Origin of the sequence: Mycobacterium hackensackense, from assembly GCF_025822555.1 — a bacterium.
GTDB lineage: Bacteria > Actinomycetota > Actinomycetes > Mycobacteriales > Mycobacteriaceae > Mycobacterium > Mycobacterium fluoranthenivorans.
The window spans coordinates 438003-456814 of record NZ_JACKUC010000038.1; the positions used below are offsets into that span (position 1 = coordinate 438003).

The following is an 18812-nucleotide window of genomic DNA, read 5'->3' on the forward strand; positions in this document are numbered from 1 at the left end:
CGCTAAGCTCCGGCGTGTGCCTGATCGGAGGCCGCAGTGAAGCGCTCGTAACCGTTCTCTTCGAGCTCATCGGCCAGTTCCGGACCGCCCGAGGTGACGATGCGCCCGTCGAAGAACACGTGCACGAACTGCGGCTGGATATAGCGCAGGATGCGGGTGTAGTGCGTGATCAGCAGCACGCCGCCGTGCTCGGTCTCCTTGTAGCGGTTCACACCCTCGCTGACGATGCGCAGCGCGTCGACGTCCAGCCCGGAATCGGTCTCGTCGAGGATGGCGATCTTGGGCTTGAGCAGGCCGAGCTGCAGGATCTCGTGGCGCTTCTTCTCGCCGCCGGAGAAACCTTCGTTGACGCTGCGCTCGCCGAACGCGGGGTCGATGTCGAGGTCGGTCATCGCGGCCTTGACCTCTTTGACCCAGTGCCGCAGCTTGGGTGCCTCACCGCGCACGGCGGTGGCCGCGGTGCGCAGGAAGTTCGACATCGACACGCCGGGCACCTCGACCGGGTACTGCATGGCCAGGAACAGCCCGGCCCGCGCACGCTCGTCGATGGACATCTCCAGCACATCCTGGCCGTCCAGGGTGATCGACCCCGACGTGACGGTGTACTTGGGGTGGCCGGCGATGGCGTAGGACAGCGTCGACTTGCCGGATCCGTTGGGGCCCATCACCGCATGCGTCTCACCCGAGCTCACGGTGAGGTCGACACCCTTGAGGATCGGGATGTCGGTTCCGTCCTCCTTGGAGACGACGCTGACGTGCAGGTCCTTGATTTCCAGTGTGGTCATGAGTGGATATGTCCTTCGGTCAGTTCAAGTTCGTGTTCGATGGCGGTGGTGAGACGGTCGCGGACCGCGGGCACCGAGATCTTGCCGATGAGTTCGCCGAAGAAACCGCGCACCACCAGCCGGCGGGCCTGGTCCTCCGGGATACCGCGGGCGCGCAGATAGAACAGCTGCTCGTCGTCGAAACGTCCGGTGGCACTGGCGTGTCCGGCGCCGACGATCTCGCCGGTCTCGATCTCCAGGTTGGGCACCGAGTCGGCGCGGGCGCCGTCGGTGAGCACCAGATTGCGGTTCACCTCGTAGGTGTCGGTGCCGGTGGCCTCGGCACGGATCAGCACGTCGCCGATCCAGACGGTGTGGGTGTCGGGCCGGTCGGAGGACGGATCCCCCTGCAGCGCACCCTTGTACGTGACGTGCGAGCGACAGTTGGGCTGGGAGTGGTCGACCAGCAGCCGGGACTCCAGGTGCTGGCCGTCGTCGGCGAAGTACAGGCCCAGCAGTTCGGCGTCGCCGCCGGGGCCGCGATACTGCACCCGTCCGGTCAAGCGAGCCACCTCGGCGCCGAGAGTGACGGCGAAATGCCGGAACACCGCGTCCTTGCCGAGTGAGGCGTGATGCATGCTGACGTGCACGGCGTCATCGGCCCAGTCCGCGATGGACACCACCTTGAGGTGGGACGCGTCACCGAGCACGAACTCGACGTTGTCGGCGTAGGTTCCGCTGCCGCGATGATCGATGACCACCACCGCTTCGCCGAGTTCTTCCACCCGGATCTGCAGATGGCCGTATGCGGTGACGCCCTCGCCGGGCCCGGTCACCGTGATCTCGATCGGCTCGTCGACGTGCACATTGCGCCCGACCGTCACGACGGTGGCGTTACCGAAACCCGAGAACGCCTGTGCGGCAACGCGGTCGGCGGGCACACCGCCCTGGCCGAGCCGCTCGTCGCCGCGCTGCACCGTCTCGACGGTGACACCGGGACGTTCGGACACCTCGATCAGCGCACTGCCGGTGGCCTTCCCGTCCACCCCGGCGGTGCCGTTGTGCAGGCCGCGCAGCCGCTTGAGCGGGGTGAACCGCCAGATCTCGTCACGGCCGGCGGGTACCTCGAAGGCGTCGACATCGAAGGAGGTGAACGCCTGTCCCTTGTTGGCGTCGGCCAAAGCGATTGTGGGCTCGGTCATCCCACCGCGCCTTCCATCTGCAGCTCGATGAGCCGGTTCAATTCCAGGGCGTACTCCATCGGCAGTTCCTTGGCGATGGGCTCGACGAAGCCGCGCACCACCATGGCCATCGCCTCGTCCTCGGTCATGCCGCGGCTCATCAGGTAGAACAGCTGATCCTCGCTGACCTTGGACACGGTGGCCTCGTGACCCATCGTGACATCGTCCTCGCGGATGTCGACATACGGATACGTGTCCGAGCGGCTGATCGAATCAACCAGCAGCGCATCGCATTTCACCGATGATCGCGACCCGTGCGCGCCCTTGTTGACCTGAACCAGGCCCCGGTAGGACGCGCGGCCACCGCCGCGGGCGACCGACTTGGACACGATGTTGGACGACGTGTTGGGCGCGAGGTGCAGCATCTTGGCGCCGGTGTCCTGGTGCTGTCCCGGGCCGGCGAACGCCACCGAGAGCACTTCACCCTTGGCGTGCTCACCGGTCATCCACACGGCCGGGTACTTCATGGTGACCTTGGAGCCGATGTTGCCGTCGACCCACTCCATGGTGGCGCCGGCCTCGGCCCGGGCCCGCTTGGTGACCAGGTTGTAGACGTTGTTCGACCAGTTCTGGATGGTGGTGTAGCGGCAGCGGCCGCCGGGCTTGACGATGATCTCGACGACGGCGCTGTGCAGCGAGTCGCTCTTGTAGATCGGCGCGGTGCAGCCCTCGACGTAGTGCACGTAGGCGTCCTCGTCGACGATGATCAGCGTCCGCTCGAACTGGCCCATGTTCTCGGTGTTGATCCGGAAGTAGGCCTGCAGCGGGATGTCGACGTGCACGCCCTTGGGCACGTAGATGAACGATCCACCGGACCACACCGCGGTGTTCAGCGCGGAGAACTTGTTGTCGCCGGCCGGGATCACGGTGCCGAAGTACTGCTTGAACAGCTCCGGGTGCTGCTTCAGCGCGGTGTCGGTGTCCAGGAAGATGACGCCCTGGGCCTCCAGATCCTCACGGATCGAGTGGTAGACCACCTCGGACTCGTACTGCGCGGCGACACCGGAGACCAGGCGCTGCTTCTCCGCTTCGGGGATACCCAGCCTGTCGTAGGTGTTCTTGATGTCGGCGGGCAGGTCATCCCACGTCGCGGCCTGCTTCTCGCTGGAGCGCACGAAGTACTTGATGTTGTCGAAGAAGATGCCCTCGAGATCGGAGCCCCAGTTCGGCATGGGCTTCTTCTCGAAGGTGCGCAGCGCCTTCAGCCGCATCTCGAGCATCCACTCGGGCTCGCTCTTCTTGGCCGAGATGTCGCGGACGACAGCCTCGGACAGTCCGCGCTGGGCGCTGGCACCGGCGGCGTCGGAGTCCGACCAGCCGTAGCCGTAAGTACCCAGGGAGGCAATGGTCTCCTCCTGAGTCAGCTGTTCCGGGGTGAGGGTCATCGCGACACTCCTTGTGTGGTGGTGGATTCGGCGCGGGCTGCGGGCCGAACTGGTGCGGGCTTGTCAGGCCCCAACGGAACGTGGGTGGTACAGGCGCAGTCACCGTTCACGATGGTGGCCAGCCGCTGAACATGGGTGCCGAGGATCTCGGCGAACGCCTGCCGCTCGGCATCGCAGAGTTCCGGGAACTCCTCGGCGACATGCGAGACCGGGCAATGATGCTGGCATATCTGCACACCCGACAGCGGCCCGGCCACCGGTGTGGTGGTGGTCCGGTAACCCGCCTTGGTGAGTGCGGAGGCCACCCGGTCGGCCGTTTCGGCCACATCGGCGGCGGCCGGCGCGTTGACCACGTCGGCCAGGATGCCGTCGATGCGCCGACGGGCGAAGGTCTGTACCGCCTCGTCACCGCCGATCTCGCGCAGCTGCCGCATGGCGGCGGCGGCCAGGTCGTCGTAGGAGTGCGCCAGCTTGGCCCGTCCGGCAGCGGTGATGCGGTACCGCTTGGCGGGGCGGCCACGACCGGTGTGCTGCCAGGCCTCTGCGGCACTGGCCTGCGCGTCCCCCGCGTCGATCAGCGCGTCGAGATGACGACGGACACCGGCGGCCGAGATACCCAGCCGCTCGCCGATATCGCCCGCGGTGACCGGACCTTCGAGCAGCAACTGCACGATGGCCGACCGGGTGTGACCTTCTGACAGACTTGCCAACCCGGTGGACGCAGGCGCGGCCGCAACGGCGCCGCCTACCTCCGGGTTTAATTTCACAACACTATTGTGACGGAATTCGACCTGCGGTTCCAGCAAGGGCACCCTAACTGTGCAAAGGCTCACCGGGCCACCGTCTACGCTGCTGGGATGACCGCGCTCGGGTCCTTCAGCTCGGCGGTCGCCCGATGGCATGCCGACGAGAGAACGGTCGGTTCCCCGCTCAACGACGCCGAGGTCGCCTCGCTCCGTCGTACCAGGGTATTCGGCGCGACCGGCACCGTACTCATGGCGATCGGCGCCCTCGGTGCCGGTGCCCGCCCCGTCGTACAGGACCCGACGTTCGGGGTGCGTCTGCTCAATCTGCCCTCCCGCATCCAGACCGTCTCGTTGACCATGACCACCACCGGCGCGGTGATGATGACGCTGGCCTGGCTCATGCTGGGACGCTTCGCGCTGGGACCGCACCGGATGTCGCGCAGCCAGCTGGACCGCACCCTGCTGCTGTGGGCCCTGCCGCTGCTCATCGCCCCACCGATGTACAGCCGGGATGTCTACTCCTACCTCGCGCAGAGCCAGATCGCCCGCATCGGGCTGGACCCGTACAAGGTCGGCCCGGCCCCGGGCCTCGGGCTGGACCACGTGTTCACCCTGTCGGTGCCCACCATCTGGCGCGAGACCCCGGCGCCCTACGGTCCGCTGTTCTTGTGGATCGGGCGCGGAATCTCGACCGTGACCGGCGAGAACATCGTCGCCGCGGTGCTGTGCCACCGGCTGGTGGTGCTGCTCGGCGTCGGCCTGATCGTCTGGGCCACCCCCCGGCTGGCCCGGCGCTGCGGTGTCACCGAGGTCGGCGCCCTGTGGCTGGGACCGTGCAACCCGCTGTTGTTCATGCACCTGGTCGCCGGGATCCACAACGAAGCACCGATGCTGGGGCTGATGCTCGCCGGCACCGAATTCGCCCTCCGCGGTATCGACGGGGTGCGCGACGGCAGCTGGCGGTTGGCACCGCGACCACTGGGCATGCTGGTCTTCGGCACCGTGCTCATCGCGTTGTCCTCCCAGGTGAAGCTGCCCTCACTGCTGGCCATCGGCTTCGTCGCGATGGCGCTGGCGTGGCGGTGGGGCGGCACCGTCAAGTCCTTCCTGGCCGCCGGCTTCTCCCTCGGCGCCCTCTCGCTGCTCGTGATGGCCGTGATCGGCTGGGCCAGCGGCCTGGGCTTCGGCTGGTTGTCCACCCTGGGTACCGCCAACGTGGTGCGGTCGTGGATGTCGCCGCCGACGCTGATCGCCCTGGGCACCGGACAGGTCGGCATCCTGCTCGGACTGGGCGACCACACCACCGCGGTGCTGGGGCTCACCCGTGGCATCGGTGTGATCATCATCGGAATCCTGGTGACGTGGCTCCTGCTCGCCGTGTTCCGTGGCCGGCTGCATCCCGTGGGCGGCCTCGGCGTGGCGCTCGGCGCCACCGTGCTGCTCTTCCCGGTGGTACAGCCGTGGTACCTACTGTGGGCCATCATCCCGCTGGCCACCTGGGCCACCCGGCCGGGATTCCGCGGGTCCACCATCGCGATCACGTTGGTGGTGGGTATCTTCGGCCCGACGGCCAACGGGGATCGCTTCGCCCTGTTCCAGATCGTGGACGCCGTCCTGGCCAGCGCCGTCATCGTGGTACTGCTCATCGCGCTGACCTGGCGGCGTCTGCCGTGGCGGGTAATGCCCGACGACGGAGTCCTCAGGCCCGCCGCATACGCTGAATCCCCGTGACCACCGGATTGCCCGTGCCCGTGCGCCTGCGCGGGGTGACCAAACGGTTTGGGTCGACGACCGCGGTTTCCGGGCTCGACCTCGACGTCCAGCGCGCAGAGGTGCTGGCGCTGCTGGGACCCAACGGCGCGGGAAAGACCACGACCGTCGAAATGTGCGAGGGTTTCCTGCGGCCCGACGAGGGCAGTATCGAGATCCTCGGCCTGGACCCGGCCGCCGAGAACAGCCGGGTGCGCGAACGCATCGGGGTGATGCTGCAGGGCGGCGGCGGCTATCCGGCCGCGCGGGCCGGTGAGATGCTCAACCTGGTCGCCTCCTACGCCGCCAACCCGCTGGACCCCCAGTGGCTGATGGACACCCTCGGACTCACCGAGGCCGCCCGCACCACCTACCGCAGGCTCTCCGGCGGCCAACAACAGCGCCTCGCGCTGGCCTGCGCCGTGGTCGGCCGCCCCGAGCTGGTCTTCCTCGACGAACCCACCGCCGGGATGGACGCGCACGCCCGGATTGTGGTGTGGGAGTTGATCGACGCGCTGCGCCGCGACGGGGTGACCGTGGTGCTGACCACCCATCACCTGTCCGAGGCCGAGGAACTGGCCGACCGGTTGGTCATCATCGATCACGGCACCACGGTGGCCGCGGGCACGCCCGCCGAGCTGACCCGCAACGGCGCCGAGAACCAGCTGCGGTTCAGCGCGCCGCCGAAACTGGATCTGTCGCTGCTGGTGGCGGCGCTGCCCGAGACGTACCGCAGCTCCGAAACCGCGCCCGGCGAGTATCTGGTCGAGGGCCACATCGATCCGCAGGTGCTGGCCACCGTGACCGCGTGGTGCGCCCGGGTCAACGTACTGACCACCGATATGCGCGTCGAACAACGCAGCCTGGAGGACGTGTTCCTCGATCTGACCGGCCGGGAGCTGAGGTCATGACCGATAACCGGTTCGCCGCGGGCACCTTCACACCGGACCCGCGTCCGGCGGGTGTGCGCCAGATGCTGACCGCGCAGTACGGGCTGGAGCTGAAGTTGCTGTTGCGCAACGGCGAGCAGCTGCTGCTGACCATGTTCATCCCCATCACGCTGCTGGTCGGGCTGACGTTGATGCCGCTGGGCTCGTTCGGCCCGGACCGGGCGGGGACGTTCGCGCCCGCCATCATGGCACTGGCCGTCATCTCGACCGCGTTCACCGGCCAGGCCATCGCGGTGGCCTTCGACCGCCGGTACGGCGCGTTGAAACGCCTTGGGGCGACGGCTCTTCCGGTGTGGGGCATCATCGCGGGCAAATCGCTGGCCGTCGTGACGGTGGTGTTCCTGCAGTCGATCCTGCTGGGCGCCATCGGTGTGGCACTGGGCTGGCGCCCGCCGGTGTTGGGACTGTTGCTCGGCGCCGTCGTCATTGCGCTGGGCACCGCGTCGTTCGCCGCGCTGGGCCTGCTGCTGGGCGGGACGTGCAAGGCCGAGATCGTGCTGGCCGTCGGCAATCTGATGTGGTTCGTCTTCGCCGGACTCGGCGCGCTGACCCTGGAGGGCGGGCTGGTACCGCACGCGGTGGCCTGGATCGCCCGCCTCACCCCCTCGGGTGCGCTCACCGAGGCGCTGACGCAGGCGATGACCCTGTCGGTCGACTGGTTCGGCGTGGTCGTGCTGGCCGTCTGGGGCGGCGTGGCCGCCCTGTGCGCGCTGCGCTGGTTCCGCTTCACCTGAGCCGCGCCGGGCCCTGACGTGACAACGGTCGCCGGCGTCGATGCCTACCGCGGCGGCTGGGTCGGCGTGACGTTGCGCGACGGCGCCTACGCCGGCATCGTCGTCGCCGGCCGACTTGCCGACCTGGTCCGCGATATCGGCGATGCCGCGGCGATCGGGGTGGACATTCCGCTGGGGTTGATGGCCGCCGGGACGCGCGGCACCGATACCGCCGCCCGGGCCCTGCTCGGTCGCCGGCGGTCCACCGTGTTCGAGATCGCCCCCCGGCCGTGCTGGGAGCAGCCGGACCACGCCGCGGCCAGCGCCCTGAGCCGGCAGTTGATGGGCAAGGGCATGAGCATCCAGTCCTGGGGGTTGCGGGCCAAACTGCTCGACGCCAACACGGTGTACGACGACGGCGCCGCACCACTGTGGGAGGTGCACCCGGAGTTGTCGTTCCGGCAGATGGGCCTGGGATTCGAGGACGGGACCAAGAAGTCCTGGCGTGGGCAGCGGGCGCGGCTGCGGGTGCTGGCCGACCACGGGATCGAGCTGCCGGAGGATCTCGGCGCGGCGGCGCATGTGCCGGCCGACGACGTGCTGGACGCCGCGGCGGCATCGTGGAGCGCCGCCCGGATCGCCGCGGGCGCGGCGTACAGCGTGCCCGACCCGCCGCAGGTCGACGAGCGTGGCCGGCGGATCGCGATCTGGTGCTGACCAGCCCCTACTACGGCCTGTAGTTAGCGCTGCTCTACGATCAGGGCCGTGGCACTCCGACGGTGGTTTCTCCGAGTCGTCGACCTGCTGCCCCTACCCGATCTGCGTGCGCAGCGGCTGATCGCCTTCCTGGTGATCCTCACCCAGGGCGGCATCTCGGTCACCGGGGCGATCGTCCGGGTCACCGCGTCGGGGTTGGGCTGCCCCACCTGGCCGCAGTGTTTCCCCGGCAGCTTCGTCCCGGTGCCGCACGCCGAGGTCGCGGTGGTGCACCAGGCGGTCGAGTTCACCAACCGGATGTTCACCTTCGGCGTGGTGGCGACCGCGGCGCTGGCGGTGCTGGCCGTCACCCGGGCCCGGCGCCGGCGTGAGGTGCTGGTGTACGCCTGGCTGATGCCGGCCTCGACCGTCGCGCAGGCCGTGATGGGCGGTATCACCGTGCTCACCGGCCTGCTCTGGTGGACCGTGGCGATCCACCTGCTGGCATCGATGATCATGGTGTGGCTGGCGGTGCTGCTCTACGTCAAGATCGGCGAGCCCGACACCGGCGTGGTCACCGAGCAGGTCGTGCAGCCGTTGCGCCAGTTGACTTTTCTGTCCGCCGTCGTGCTGTCCCTGGTGCTGGTGACGGGCACGCTGGTGACCGGCGCGGGCCCGCACGCGGGTGACAAGAGCCTGGACCGGGTGGTGCCCCGCCTGCAGGTGGAGATCACCACCCTGGTGCATGTGCATTCGTCGCTGCTGGTGACCTATCTGGCGCTGCTGATCGGGCTGGGGTTCGGCCTGCTGGCGGTGCGGGCACCGCGGGTGGTGCGCATCCGGTGGGTCGTCCTGGTGGTGCTGGTCGCCGTCCAGGGCATGATCGGCGCCGTGCAGTTCTACACGGGTGTGCCCGCGGCGCTGGTCGCCGTGCACGTGGCGTTCGCGGCGGCGTGCACCGCGGCCACCGCGGCGCTATGGGCTTCCATGCGAAATACCACGATGCGACAGGGGCCCGAGACCCAGCCGCTCCAGGGCTGATTCGATCCCCAGCGCGAAATCCCGTTCGGCCCGCGCCTTCTCCTCGGCGGTCAACTGCCGGAACCCCAGCGACGGCTCGACGAGTTCGAGTTCCAGCAGTCGCGGGTCGTCTGCCCCGCCGAGGATGTCGACACGCGCGTAGAGCAGATCCTCGCGCCGCATCCCGAATCGGCGGGCCACCGACACCACGGCGGCGTGCCCGACATCCCAGAGTTCCTCGTCGGGGTCGGCCGGGGACAGCGTCTCCGCCGCGAAGGTGCCGGTCTCCTCGAAGACCGGCGCACCGCCCGGCGGCGGCAGCAGCGGGCCCTTGGTGAACGCGTGCGACGGTTCCCCGTTCAGAAACACCAGCGCGGTCTCCCCCGCGGCCACCCGCGGGTCGTAGGGCTGAACCAGCACGGCCCGGCCCTGCGCCTGCAGCGCCGCCGCGTGCGCCCGCGCCGCCGGCACGTCGGCGAACCGCTGGGCCCCGGCCGAGCCGGCGCCGACCGCGGGTTTCACCACCACCTCACCGGCGGGCACGGCCACCGGCTCGCGCACACCGAAGTAGCGGGTGGGCACGATCGGCACGCCGTCGGCCTGCAGGTCCAGCAGGTAGTGCTTGTCGGTGCTCCACGCCACCAAGTCGGGCGGGTTGAGCAGATGACGCACCCGCCGGGTCCACGTCAGGAACTCGTCGAGGCGGTCCGCGTAATCCCATGTGGCGCGCAGGATCACGAGATCGGCCTGCAGAGTGGCCGGGTCGTCCCAGGATTTCCACTGCACGTGCAGACCCCGGTTACGCAGGGCCGCGACCAGCCCGTCGTCGTCACTGTCGCCTTTCGGCAGGGCCGGACAGCTCGCGAACACGAGGCGCGGATGGAACACGTCGGGGCGGGCCAGCTTCACCAGAGGATGATAGGCGTCATGCATGCCATCGAAGTCGCCCAGACCGGAGGGCCCGAGGTCCTCACCTACGTCGAGAAGCCCGAACCGATTGCGGGGCCGGGTCAGGTCCTGATCAAGGCCGAGGCCATCGGTGTCAACTTCATCGACACCTACTTCCGGTCCGGGCTCTACCAGCGGGACGTCCCGTTCGTGGTGGGAACCGAGGTGTGCGGCACCGTGGCGGCCGTCGGTGACGATGTCGCCGCCCTGGCCGTCGGTGACCGCGTCGTGACCGCCGACGCCGACGGCGCCTACGCCGAATTCTGCGTCGCCCAGAGCGACCGGGTGGCCTATGTGCCCGACGGCGTGGCGCCCGAGTCGGTGGCCTCGGCCCTGCTGAAAGGGATGACGGCGCACTACCTGATCAAGTCCGTCTATCCGGTACAGCCCAACGACACGATCCTGGTGCACGCCGGCGCGGGCGGGGTGGGGCTGATCCTCACCCAGTGGGCGACCAGTATCGGCACCCGGGTGATCACCACGGCATCCACTCCGGAGAAGGCCGCGCTGTCCAGGCAGGCCGGCGCGGTGGAGGTGCTCGACTATCCCGACGATCCCACCGAGTTCGGCACCGCGATCCGCGATCTCACCAACGGGGCGGGCGTCGCCGCGGTATACGACGGGGTGGGAGCCACCACCTTCGACGCCAGCCTGGCCAGCCTCGCGGTGCGCGGCACCCTGGCGCTGTTCGGCGCCGCCAGCGGTCCGGTGCCGCCGGTGGATCCGCAGCGGCTCAACGCGGCCGGATCGGTGTTCCTGACCCGGCCCAAACTGGGCGACTTCACCCGCACACCCGATGAATTCTCTTGGCGGGCAGGTGAACTGCTCAGCGCCATCGCCGACGGGTCGATCGCCGTGACGGTCAGCGAGCGTTATCCGCTGGCCGAAGCCGCCCGCGCCCATATTGACCTGCAGAGCCGCAAGACGGTCGGGTCGATCGTGCTGGTGCCCTGAATCGATCGGTTCACCCCCGCGCCGCGGTCCGTTCACCCGTGGGTGGTACCAACCTCACGTGATCGACACCCTCGACATCGCGCTGCGGATCGCCGCAGGGGCCGGCCTCGGCGCGGCCATCGGCCTGGAACGGCAGTGGCGTTCGAAGATGGCGGGCCTGCGGACCAATGCACTGGTCAGCCTGGGTTCGGCGCTGTTCGTCCTGATGGGCGCCTACGCGTTCGGAGCCGGTGATCCGACCCGGGTGGCCGCGCAGGTGGCCTCCGGAATCGGGTTTCTCGGCGCCGGCGTGATCATCAAACAGGGTGCGAGCATCTCCGGGCTGAACACCGCCGCGACCCTGTGGGCATCGGCAGCGGTGGGCACGCTGGTCGGCGCGGGTATGTACGGCGCGGCCGGAATCGGGACCGGAGCGGTCATCGCCGCCAACGTCCTGTTGCGTCCGGTCAGCCGGGCACTGGACCGGCATCGCGCACTGGGCACCGAACCCGGCCCCACCGAGTACCGCTTCGAGGTGCGTTGTCTGGTCGAAGCCGAAGGGGAGGTGCGCGCCCTGGTGGTCGGGGCGATCACCCAACCGCACTTCACCATTCAGTCCATCTCCGCGGTCGACGTCGACTCCGATGTGGGTGGTGGCGAGGTGCGGATCACCGCGATCGTGGTCGCCGAAGAACGCGATGACCATGCCATCGAGACCGCACTGGCCAATGTCATCACCGCAAGGCCTGTCACTGCCGTCCGCTGGTCGGCCGAGGATCTCAGCGGCGTCGACTGACGGGTCAGACGGGCTGCGCCGCCGGAAACGTCCAGGACCCGTCCAGGATCTCGGCCCGCGGACGGTACAGGCGCACGATGTAGTTCCAGCCCTCGGTGATCGGCAGCAGATTGGCCGCACCGTCCCCACCGAACTGGACGGTCGTCGAGCCGTCGGCATCCGGCACGGCTGTGATGTTGTTCACCGAATACGCGTTCTGCGGGTTCGGCTCGAAATAGCCGTCCTTGTTGTACACCGTGATGGACCAGAAGCCATCCACCGGAACGTCTTTCACCACCAGCCGGTGCACTGTCTCGCCGTCGTTGGCCTTCGGCACCACGGTGAGATACAGCGCGTCGCGCTCCGGGTTGCCGCCCCAGGCGAAGGCCGAACCGATCAGGTGGTGCACCGGATCGACCTCGTCCTTGGCGCCGAAGGTACGCGCCGAGTCGGTCAATGTGGTCGACAGCGTGATCAGCGCTTCACGCACCGTCTTCTGGCTGACCGGATCCCAATCCGGGATCTCGAAGCTGCCCGGCTCCGGCTGGGTCACCTCGATGGCGTCCTGCAGGGCGTGCACGGCGGTCAGGTCGGCCGGATCGTTCGGGTCGATCAGGGAACGTACGGCAGCCAGCGCATAGCGCGTGCCGACGATATCGCGGGACAAGATGACCGTGGCCGGCGCGTAGGCCACTTCGACGGAGTAGTGGTCCTCATTGATGATCTGCACCGACATGAACCGACCGGCACTGTCGGGCAAGGTGATCGTCACATCCCCGGCGTCCAGGTCGAAAATGGCCGCCGAATACAGGGTGTCGCGGTTCTGCCGGATGACCACTTGGTGGTCGATCGGCGAGAGTTCGCGATAGTGCAGGAACGCGCTGAAACCACCATCCCTGGCAATACCGGAGAAGTAGAGATCGGATTCGGCGCGCGCGAAATTATCCGGGCTGACCAGTCGGCTCACCCCAACAAATCTAGCCGCCCAGCACCCTCGGCAGGGCCAAAGCAGAGTCGATGGCCAGCGCGCAGAACACCACGGCGAGGTAGTTGTTGGACTGCAGGAACAATCGCAGCGGCTTCACCGGTTCGCCACGCTTCACCCCGGCGTAGAGCTGGTGTGCCATCACCAGGAACCAGACTCCGGCCACCAGTGCCACCGTCGCGTACAGCCAGCCGGTGGCCAGCGCCAGCGCGAACGTGGTGAGCACCGTCAACCAGGTGTAGATGACGATCTGACGGGTGACCTGCTGCTCGGTGGCCACCACGGGCAGCATCGGCACCCCGGCGGCCTTGTAGTCGTCCTTGTATCGCATGGCCAGCGCCCAGGTGTGCGGGGGCGTCCAAAAGAAGATGATCAAGAACATCACCAGGGCGGGCCATTGCACGGTTCCGGTGACCGCAGACCAGCCGATCATCACCGGCATGCAGCCCGCCGCCCCGCCCCACACCACGTTCTGCGAGGTGCGCCGCTTCAGCAACAGCGTGTAGACGAAGACGTAGAACGCGATCGTCACGAGCCCGAGCACGCCGGAGAGCAGGTTCGTGGTCCACCACAGCCAGGCGAACGAGCCGGCCGACAACACCAGACCGAAGATCAGCGCATGCCGGGTGGGCACCGACGCGCGGGCCAGCGGCCGCAGCGCCGTGCGCTTCATGACCTTGTCGATATCGGCGTCGGCAACACAGTTCAGGGTGTTGGCGCCGGCGGCGGCCATCATGCCGCCGATCAAGGTGTTCAGGATGAGCAACGGATCGACCGTGCCGCGCTCGGCCAACAACATGGCCGGGATCGCCGTGACCAGCAGCAGCTCGATCACGCGGGGTTTGGTCAGCGCCAGATAGGCCAGAAACGTGGTGCGGATCCGACTCGGCGCTTCGCTAGCTGACCGGCGCTCGCGAATGCTCACGCAAATAACTCCTTGGGCAGCGTTACGCGGGCTTCTACTACAGACGATGGTAGACCGCGGGTCTGTGGGTCTGACACCGCAGGGTCAATTCTGGTGAACGGAGAAGTAAACCTGCGCCAACCGGTCTGCCACGGATGAGTCGGTCCTACTAGGGTGTTTTAGAGGAACAAGCAGCTGATCTCGCAGACGCTAGGAGCACGCGTAGTGACCACCACCGAGGAGATTTCCGCCCTCACCCGCCCCAACCACCCGGACGACTGGACGGACCTCGACTCGGTCGCCGTCGACACCGTGCGGGTTCTCGCGGCTGATGCGGTGCAGAAGGTCGGCAACGGCCATCCGGGCACCGCGATGAGCCTGGCCCCGCTGGCCTACACCCTGTTCCAGCGCCAGCTCCGGCACGACCCCAGCGATGTGCACTGGTTGGGCCGCGACCGGTTCATCCTGTCGTGCGGACACTCCAGCCTGACGCTGTATCTGCAGCTGTACTTGGGCGGTTTCGGCCTGGAACTCGACGACATCGAGGCGCTGCGCACCTGGAAGTCCAAGACCCCCGGGCACCCGGAGTTCCGCCACACCAAGGGTGTGGAGATCACCACCGGCCCGTTGGGCCAGGGGCTGGCCAGCTCGGTCGGCATGGCGATGGCCGCCCGCTACGAACGCGGTCTGTTCGACCCCGACGCCGCGCCGGGTACCAGCCCGTTCGACCACTTCATCTATGTGATCGCCTCCGACGGCGATATCGAAGAAGGCGTCACCAGCGAGGCCTCCTCGTTGGCGGGCACCCAGCAGTTGGGGAACCTGATCGTCTTCTACGACAAGAACCACATCTCCATCGAGCACGACACCGATATCGCGCTGAGCGAGGACGTCGCGGCCCGCTACCGCGCGTACGGGTGGCATGTCCAGGAGGTCGAGGGCGGCGAGAACGTCGCCGGTATCGAGGCCGCCATCGAGGAGGCCAAGAAGGTCACCGACAAACCGTCGTTCATCTCGGTGCGCACCATCATCGGCTACCCCGCCCCCACCAAGATGAACACCGGTGGCGTGCACGGTTCGGCACTCGGCGCCGACGAGGTGGCCGCCACCAAGAAGGTGCTGGGCTTCGACCCGGACAAGACCTTCGAGGTGCGCCCGGAGGTCATCGAGCACACCCGCAAGCTGGTCGACCGCGGCCGGGAAGCCCACGAGAAGTGGCAGGTCGGTTTCGACGCCTGGGCGCAGCGTGAGCCCGAGCGCAAGAAGCTGCTGGACCGACTGCTGGCCAACGAACTGCCCGAGGGCTGGGACGCCGACCTGACCTACTGGGAGCCCGGCTCCAAGGCCGTCGCCACCCGTGCCGCGTTCGGCAAGGTGCTCAACGACGTCGCCCCCAAGCTTCCCGAATTATGGGGTGGTTCAGCCGATCTCGCAGGTTCCAACAACACCACGATCAACGGGGTGAAGTCGTTCGGGCCGCCGTCGATCTCGACGTCGGACTACACCGCGGACCCCTACGGCCGGGTGCTGCACTTCGGTATCCGTGAGCACGCGATGGGCTCGATCCTGTCGGGCATCGTGCTGCACGGGCCGACCCGCGCCTTCGGCGGCACCTTCCTGCAGTTCTCGGACTACATGCGGCCCGCGGTGCGGCTGGCGTCCCTGATGGATATCGACACCATCTACATCTGGACGCACGACTCCATCGGTCTCGGTGAGGACGGCCCCACCCATCAGCCGATCGAGCACCTGGCCGCCCTGCGCGCCATCCCGAATCTGTCGGTGGTGCGCCCCGGCGACCCGAACGAGACCGCCTACGCGTGGCGCAGCATCATCGCCCGCGGCAACGGCAGCGGCCCGGTGGGTTTCATCCTGACCCGACAGGGCATCCCAGTGTTGGAAGGCACCGACTCCGACGGGGTGGCTAGGGGTGGCTATGTGTTGGGCGGTGGCAACCCCGCCGACGATGCCGACGTGCTCCTGATCGCGACGGGTTCGGAGTTGCAGCTCGCGGTGGAGGCGCAGAAACAGTTGGCGGCCAAGGACATCGTCGCCTACGTGGTGTCGATGCCGTGCGTGGAATGGTTCGAGTCGCAGCCCAAGGAGTACCGCGATTCGGTGCTCCCGCCGGACGTGTCGGCACGTGTCGCGGTGGAGGCGGGGATCGCCCAGCCGTGGCACAAGCTGGTCGGCGACACCGGCGAGATCATCTCGATCGAACACTACGGCGAGTCCGCGGACGACAAGACGCTGTTCCGTGAGTTCGGCTTCACCGCAGAGGCCGTCGTCGCCGCCGCGGAACGCTCCCTCGATAACTAGACCAGTACAAGAAAAGGCAGACCATGACTCAGAACCCGAACCTCGCGGCGCTGAGCGCCGCAGGCGTCTCCGTATGGCTCGACGACCTGTCCCGCGAGCGGCTGCAGACCGGCAACCTGCAGCAGCTGATCGACACCCGCAGCGTGGTGGGCGTCACCACCAACCCGTCGATCTTCCAGGCCGCGCTGTCCAAGGGCACCGCCTACGACGCGCAGGTCAAAGAACTCGCCGAGCGTGGCGCCGATGTGGATGCCACCATCCGCACCGTCACCACCGATGACGTGCGCAACGCCTGCGACGTGCTGGCCAAGGCCTACGAGGCCTCCGGCGGCGTCGACGGCCGTGTCTCGATCGAGGTCGACCCGCGGCTCGCGCACGACACCGACAAGACGATCCTGCAGGCCATCGAACTGTGGAAGATCGTCGACCGGCCCAACCTGCTGATCAAGATCCCCGCGACGTTGGCCGGCCTGCCCGCCATCACCGCGGTGATCGCCGAGGGCATCTCGGTCAACGTCACCTTGATCTTCTCGGTGGAGCGCCACCGGGCGGTCATCGACGCCTACCTGGCCGGCCTGGAGGCCGCCGCCGAAGCGGGCCATGACCTGTCCAAGATCCACTCGGTGGCCTCGTTCTTCGTGTCGCGGGTGGACACCGAGATCGACGCCCGGCTGGAGAAGATCGGCACCGAGGAGGCGCTGGCACTGCGCGGACAGGCCGGGGTGGCCAACGCCCGGTTGGCGTACGCCGCCTACGAAGAGGTGTTCGGCGGCGAGCGATTCGGCGCGCTCAAGGAATCCGGTGCGCGGGTGCAGCGTCCGCTGTGGGCGTCGACCGGCGTGAAGAACCCGGATTACTCCGACACCCTCTACGTCACCGAGCTGGTGGCCGCCAACACCGTCAACACCATGCCGGAGAAGACCCTGGAGGCCGTCGCCGATCACGGCGTCGTCACCGGGGACACCATCTCGGGCACCGCCGCGGCGGCGCAGGAGGTCTTCGACAAGCTCTCGGCCATCGGCATCGATCTGGCCGACGTGTTCAAGGTGCTCGAGGACGAGGGCGTCGACAAATTCGAGAAGGCCTGGGGCGAGTTGCTCGAGGCCACCCAGGGACAGCTGGACGCTGCGAAGAAATGACGGTGGCCACCGACACAGCTGCCGCATGGCGTAACCCGTTGCGGGACAAGCGCGATAAGCGCATGCCCCGCATCGCGGGGCCGTGTGCGGTGGTGATCTTCGGCGTCACGGGCGACCTGGCCCGCAAAAAGCTGATGCCGGCCATCTACGACCTGGCCAACCGCGGCCTGCTGCCGCCCAGTTTCGCGCTGGTCGGGTTCGCCCGGCGCGACTGGGCGGACGAGGATTTCGGCAAGATCGTCTACGACGCGGTCAAACAACACGCCCGCACCCCGTTCCGTCAGGAGGTGTGGGACCGCCTCGCCGAAGGCTTCCGGTTCGTCCAGGGCACCTTCGATGACGAGGCCTCCTTCGAGCGGCTCAAGGACACCCTGCACCAACTCGACGTCGACCGCGGTACCAGCGGTAATCACGCCTTCTATCTGTCGATCCCACCGAAGGCGTTCCCCCAGGTCTGCGAGCAGCTGTCGAAGTCCGGGCTGGCCGATAAACCGGAGGGCAGCTGGAGCCGGGTCGTCATCGAGAAGCCGTTCGGGCATGACCTCAAGAGCGCCGAGGAACTCAACGGCGTGGTCAACAGCGTGTTCCCGGAGTCGTCGGTGTTCCGCATCGACCACTACCTGGGCAAGGAGACCGTCCAGAACATCCTGGCGCTGCGCTTCGCCAACGAGTTGTTCGAACCGGTGTGGAATTCGCACTACGTCGACAGCGTGCAGATCACTATGGCCGAGGACATCGGCCTCGGTGGGCGCGGCGGGTACTACGACGGGGTCGGCGCGGCCCGTGACGTGATCCAGAACCACCTGCTGCAGTTGCTCGCGCTGACGGCGCTGGAGGAGCCCGTGAGCTTCTCCCCCGCCGAACTGCAGGCCGAGAAGATCAAGGTGCTCTCGGCGACCAAGTTGGTGGAACCGTTGGAGGAGACCACCTCCCGGGGGCAGTACGCCGCGGGCTGGCAGGGTGGCCAGAAGGTGGTCGGCCTGCTGGACGAGGAGGGTTTCTCGAAGACCTCGACCACCGAGACGTTTGCGGCCATCACGCTGGAGGTCGACACCCGGCGCTGGGCCGGTGTGCCCTTCTATCTGCGCACCGGAAAGAGGTTGGGCCGCAGGGTCACCGAGATCGCGTTGGTGTTCAAACGGGCACCGCATCTGCCGTTCGACAACACCATGACCGATGAGCTGGGCCAGAACGCCCTGGTGATCCGGGTCCAGCCCGACGAGGGCATCACGCTGCGGTTCGGGTCCAAGGTTCCCGGCCACCTCATGGAGGTCCGCGATGTCAGCATGGACTTCTCCTACGGATCGGCGTTCGCCGAGGAGTCCCCGGAGGCCTACGAACGGCTGATCCTGGACGTGCTGCTGGGCGAGCCGTCGCTGTTCCCGGTGAACGCCGAGGTCGAATTGGCCTGGAAGATATTGGATCCCGCGCTGGAGTACTGGGCCACCCACGGCAAACCGGATCCGTACGAGTCCGGAACGTGGGGCCCCGATTCGGCGTTCGAGATGTTGCGCCGAACCGGGCGCGAATGGAGGCGTCCCTAGC

General features: G+C 67.8%; 17 protein-coding genes. 10 read left to right on the forward strand and 7 right to left on the reverse strand.

The features are described from left to right. Positions 1 to 2: 2 nt before the first annotated feature. Genes sufC through H7J86_RS30790 form a run of 4 tightly spaced genes read right to left on the reverse strand, consistent with a single transcriptional unit; the run spans position 3 to position 4157 of the window. Positions 3 to 785 carry a Fe-S cluster assembly ATPase SufC gene (gene sufC / locus H7J86_RS30775; RefSeq protein ID WP_090358014.1) on the reverse strand — a complete coding sequence of 261 codons (783 nt, stop codon included), beginning with the start codon at positions 783 to 785 and terminating at the stop codon, positions 3 to 5. Beyond that, on the reverse strand, positions 782 to 1966 hold the full coding sequence (sufD, locus tag H7J86_RS30780; protein ID WP_267295583.1) for a Fe-S cluster assembly protein SufD: 1185 nt from the start codon (positions 1964 to 1966) through the stop codon (positions 782 to 784). The genes sufC and sufD overlap by 4 nt, the downstream gene beginning before the upstream one ends. Continuing rightward, positions 1963 to 3390, reverse strand: a complete 1428-nt coding sequence (gene sufB, locus H7J86_RS30785; RefSeq protein ID WP_090358018.1) for a Fe-S cluster assembly protein SufB — start codon at positions 3388 to 3390, stop codon at positions 1963 to 1965. Before sufB ends, sufD begins: the two co-directional genes overlap by 4 nt. Next, positions 3387 to 4157, reverse strand: coding sequence for a helix-turn-helix transcriptional regulator (locus H7J86_RS30790; RefSeq protein ID WP_372517357.1), 771 nt, complete (start codon positions 4155 to 4157; stop codon positions 3387 to 3389). The genes sufB and H7J86_RS30790 overlap by 4 nt, the downstream gene beginning before the upstream one ends. 90 nt (positions 4158 to 4247) lie before the next feature. Here H7J86_RS30790 and mptB point away from each other — a divergent pair, with 90 nt between their 5' ends. The 5 genes from mptB (at position 4248) to H7J86_RS30815 (ending at position 9285) form a co-directional block, all read left to right on the forward strand. Further along, positions 4248 to 5867, forward strand: a complete 1620-nt coding sequence (mptB, locus tag H7J86_RS30795) for a polyprenol phosphomannose-dependent alpha 1,6 mannosyltransferase MptB (RefSeq protein ID WP_090358020.1) — start codon at positions 4248 to 4250, stop codon at positions 5865 to 5867. Continuing rightward, positions 5864 to 6796 (forward strand): ABC transporter ATP-binding protein, encoded by a 933-nt coding sequence (locus H7J86_RS30800; protein ID WP_090358022.1) that lies wholly within the window; start codon positions 5864 to 5866, stop codon positions 6794 to 6796. Before mptB ends, H7J86_RS30800 begins: the two co-directional genes overlap by 4 nt. Next, the gene (locus H7J86_RS30805) at positions 6793 to 7569 is read left to right on the forward strand and encodes an ABC transporter permease (RefSeq protein WP_267295585.1); all 777 of its coding nucleotides are present in this window, start codon (positions 6793 to 6795) and stop codon (positions 7567 to 7569) included. The genes H7J86_RS30800 and H7J86_RS30805 overlap by 4 nt, the downstream gene beginning before the upstream one ends. An 18-nt stretch (positions 7570 to 7587) precedes the next feature. Continuing rightward, entirely contained in the window at positions 7588 to 8265 is a 678-nt protein-coding gene (locus H7J86_RS30810; protein ID WP_267295587.1) for a DUF429 domain-containing protein, read from the forward strand. Positions 8266 to 8349: 84 nt separating this feature from the next. Further along, complete coding sequence (locus tag H7J86_RS30815) at positions 8350 to 9285, forward strand: COX15/CtaA family protein (protein ID WP_267295792.1); 936 nt, start codon at positions 8350 to 8352, stop codon at positions 9283 to 9285. Here H7J86_RS30815 and H7J86_RS30820 read toward each other — a convergent pair. After that, positions 9220 to 10173, reverse strand: coding sequence for an ATP-grasp domain-containing protein (locus H7J86_RS30820; RefSeq protein WP_267295589.1), 954 nt, complete (start codon positions 10171 to 10173; stop codon positions 9220 to 9222). The two genes, H7J86_RS30815 and H7J86_RS30820, sit on opposite strands and share 66 nt — an antisense overlap. A gap of 18 nt (positions 10174 to 10191) precedes the next feature. Here H7J86_RS30820 and H7J86_RS30825 point away from each other — a divergent pair, with 18 nt between their 5' ends. Together H7J86_RS30825 and H7J86_RS30830 are read left to right on the forward strand one after the other, a co-directional pair. Beyond that, on the forward strand, positions 10192 to 11166 hold the full coding sequence (locus H7J86_RS30825) for a quinone oxidoreductase family protein (RefSeq protein WP_267295590.1): 975 nt from the start codon (positions 10192 to 10194) through the stop codon (positions 11164 to 11166). A 61-nt stretch (positions 11167 to 11227) separates the two neighbouring features. Then, positions 11228 to 11941: an MgtC/SapB family protein gene (locus H7J86_RS30830; RefSeq protein ID WP_090358251.1), complete on the forward strand. Its 714-nt coding sequence runs from the start codon at positions 11228 to 11230 to the stop codon at positions 11939 to 11941. 4 nt (positions 11942 to 11945) lie between these two features. Here H7J86_RS30830 and H7J86_RS30835 read toward each other — a convergent pair whose 3' ends face one another. Both H7J86_RS30835 and H7J86_RS30840 read right to left on the reverse strand, forming a co-directional pair. Continuing rightward, positions 11946 to 12887 carry a DUF1254 domain-containing protein gene (locus H7J86_RS30835; RefSeq protein WP_267295592.1) on the reverse strand — a complete coding sequence of 314 codons (942 nt, stop codon included), beginning with the start codon at positions 12885 to 12887 and terminating at the stop codon, positions 11946 to 11948. Between the two features lie 10 nt (positions 12888 to 12897). Continuing rightward, positions 12898 to 13830 carry a heme o synthase gene (locus H7J86_RS30840; protein ID WP_090358030.1) on the reverse strand — a complete coding sequence of 311 codons (933 nt, stop codon included), beginning with the start codon at positions 13828 to 13830 and terminating at the stop codon, positions 12898 to 12900. Positions 13831 to 14034: 204 nt separating this feature from the next. Here H7J86_RS30840 and tkt point away from each other — a divergent pair, with 204 nt between their 5' ends. From tkt to zwf, 3 genes are read left to right on the forward strand one after another with little or no spacing between them, the layout of a single operon-like run. After that, positions 14035 to 16128 carry a transketolase gene (tkt, locus tag H7J86_RS30845; protein ID WP_090358032.1) on the forward strand — a complete coding sequence of 698 codons (2094 nt, stop codon included), beginning with the start codon at positions 14035 to 14037 and terminating at the stop codon, positions 16126 to 16128. 23 nt (positions 16129 to 16151) lie between these two features. After that, the gene (gene tal, locus H7J86_RS30850) at positions 16152 to 17267 is read left to right on the forward strand and encodes a transaldolase (protein WP_090358034.1); all 1116 of its coding nucleotides are present in this window, start codon (positions 16152 to 16154) and stop codon (positions 17265 to 17267) included. Beyond that, positions 17264 to 18811 carry a glucose-6-phosphate dehydrogenase gene (gene zwf, locus H7J86_RS30855; protein ID WP_090358035.1) on the forward strand — a complete coding sequence of 516 codons (1548 nt, stop codon included), beginning with the start codon at positions 17264 to 17266 and terminating at the stop codon, positions 18809 to 18811. The genes tal and zwf overlap by 4 nt, the downstream gene beginning before the upstream one ends. Position 18812: the final 1 nt, after the last annotated feature.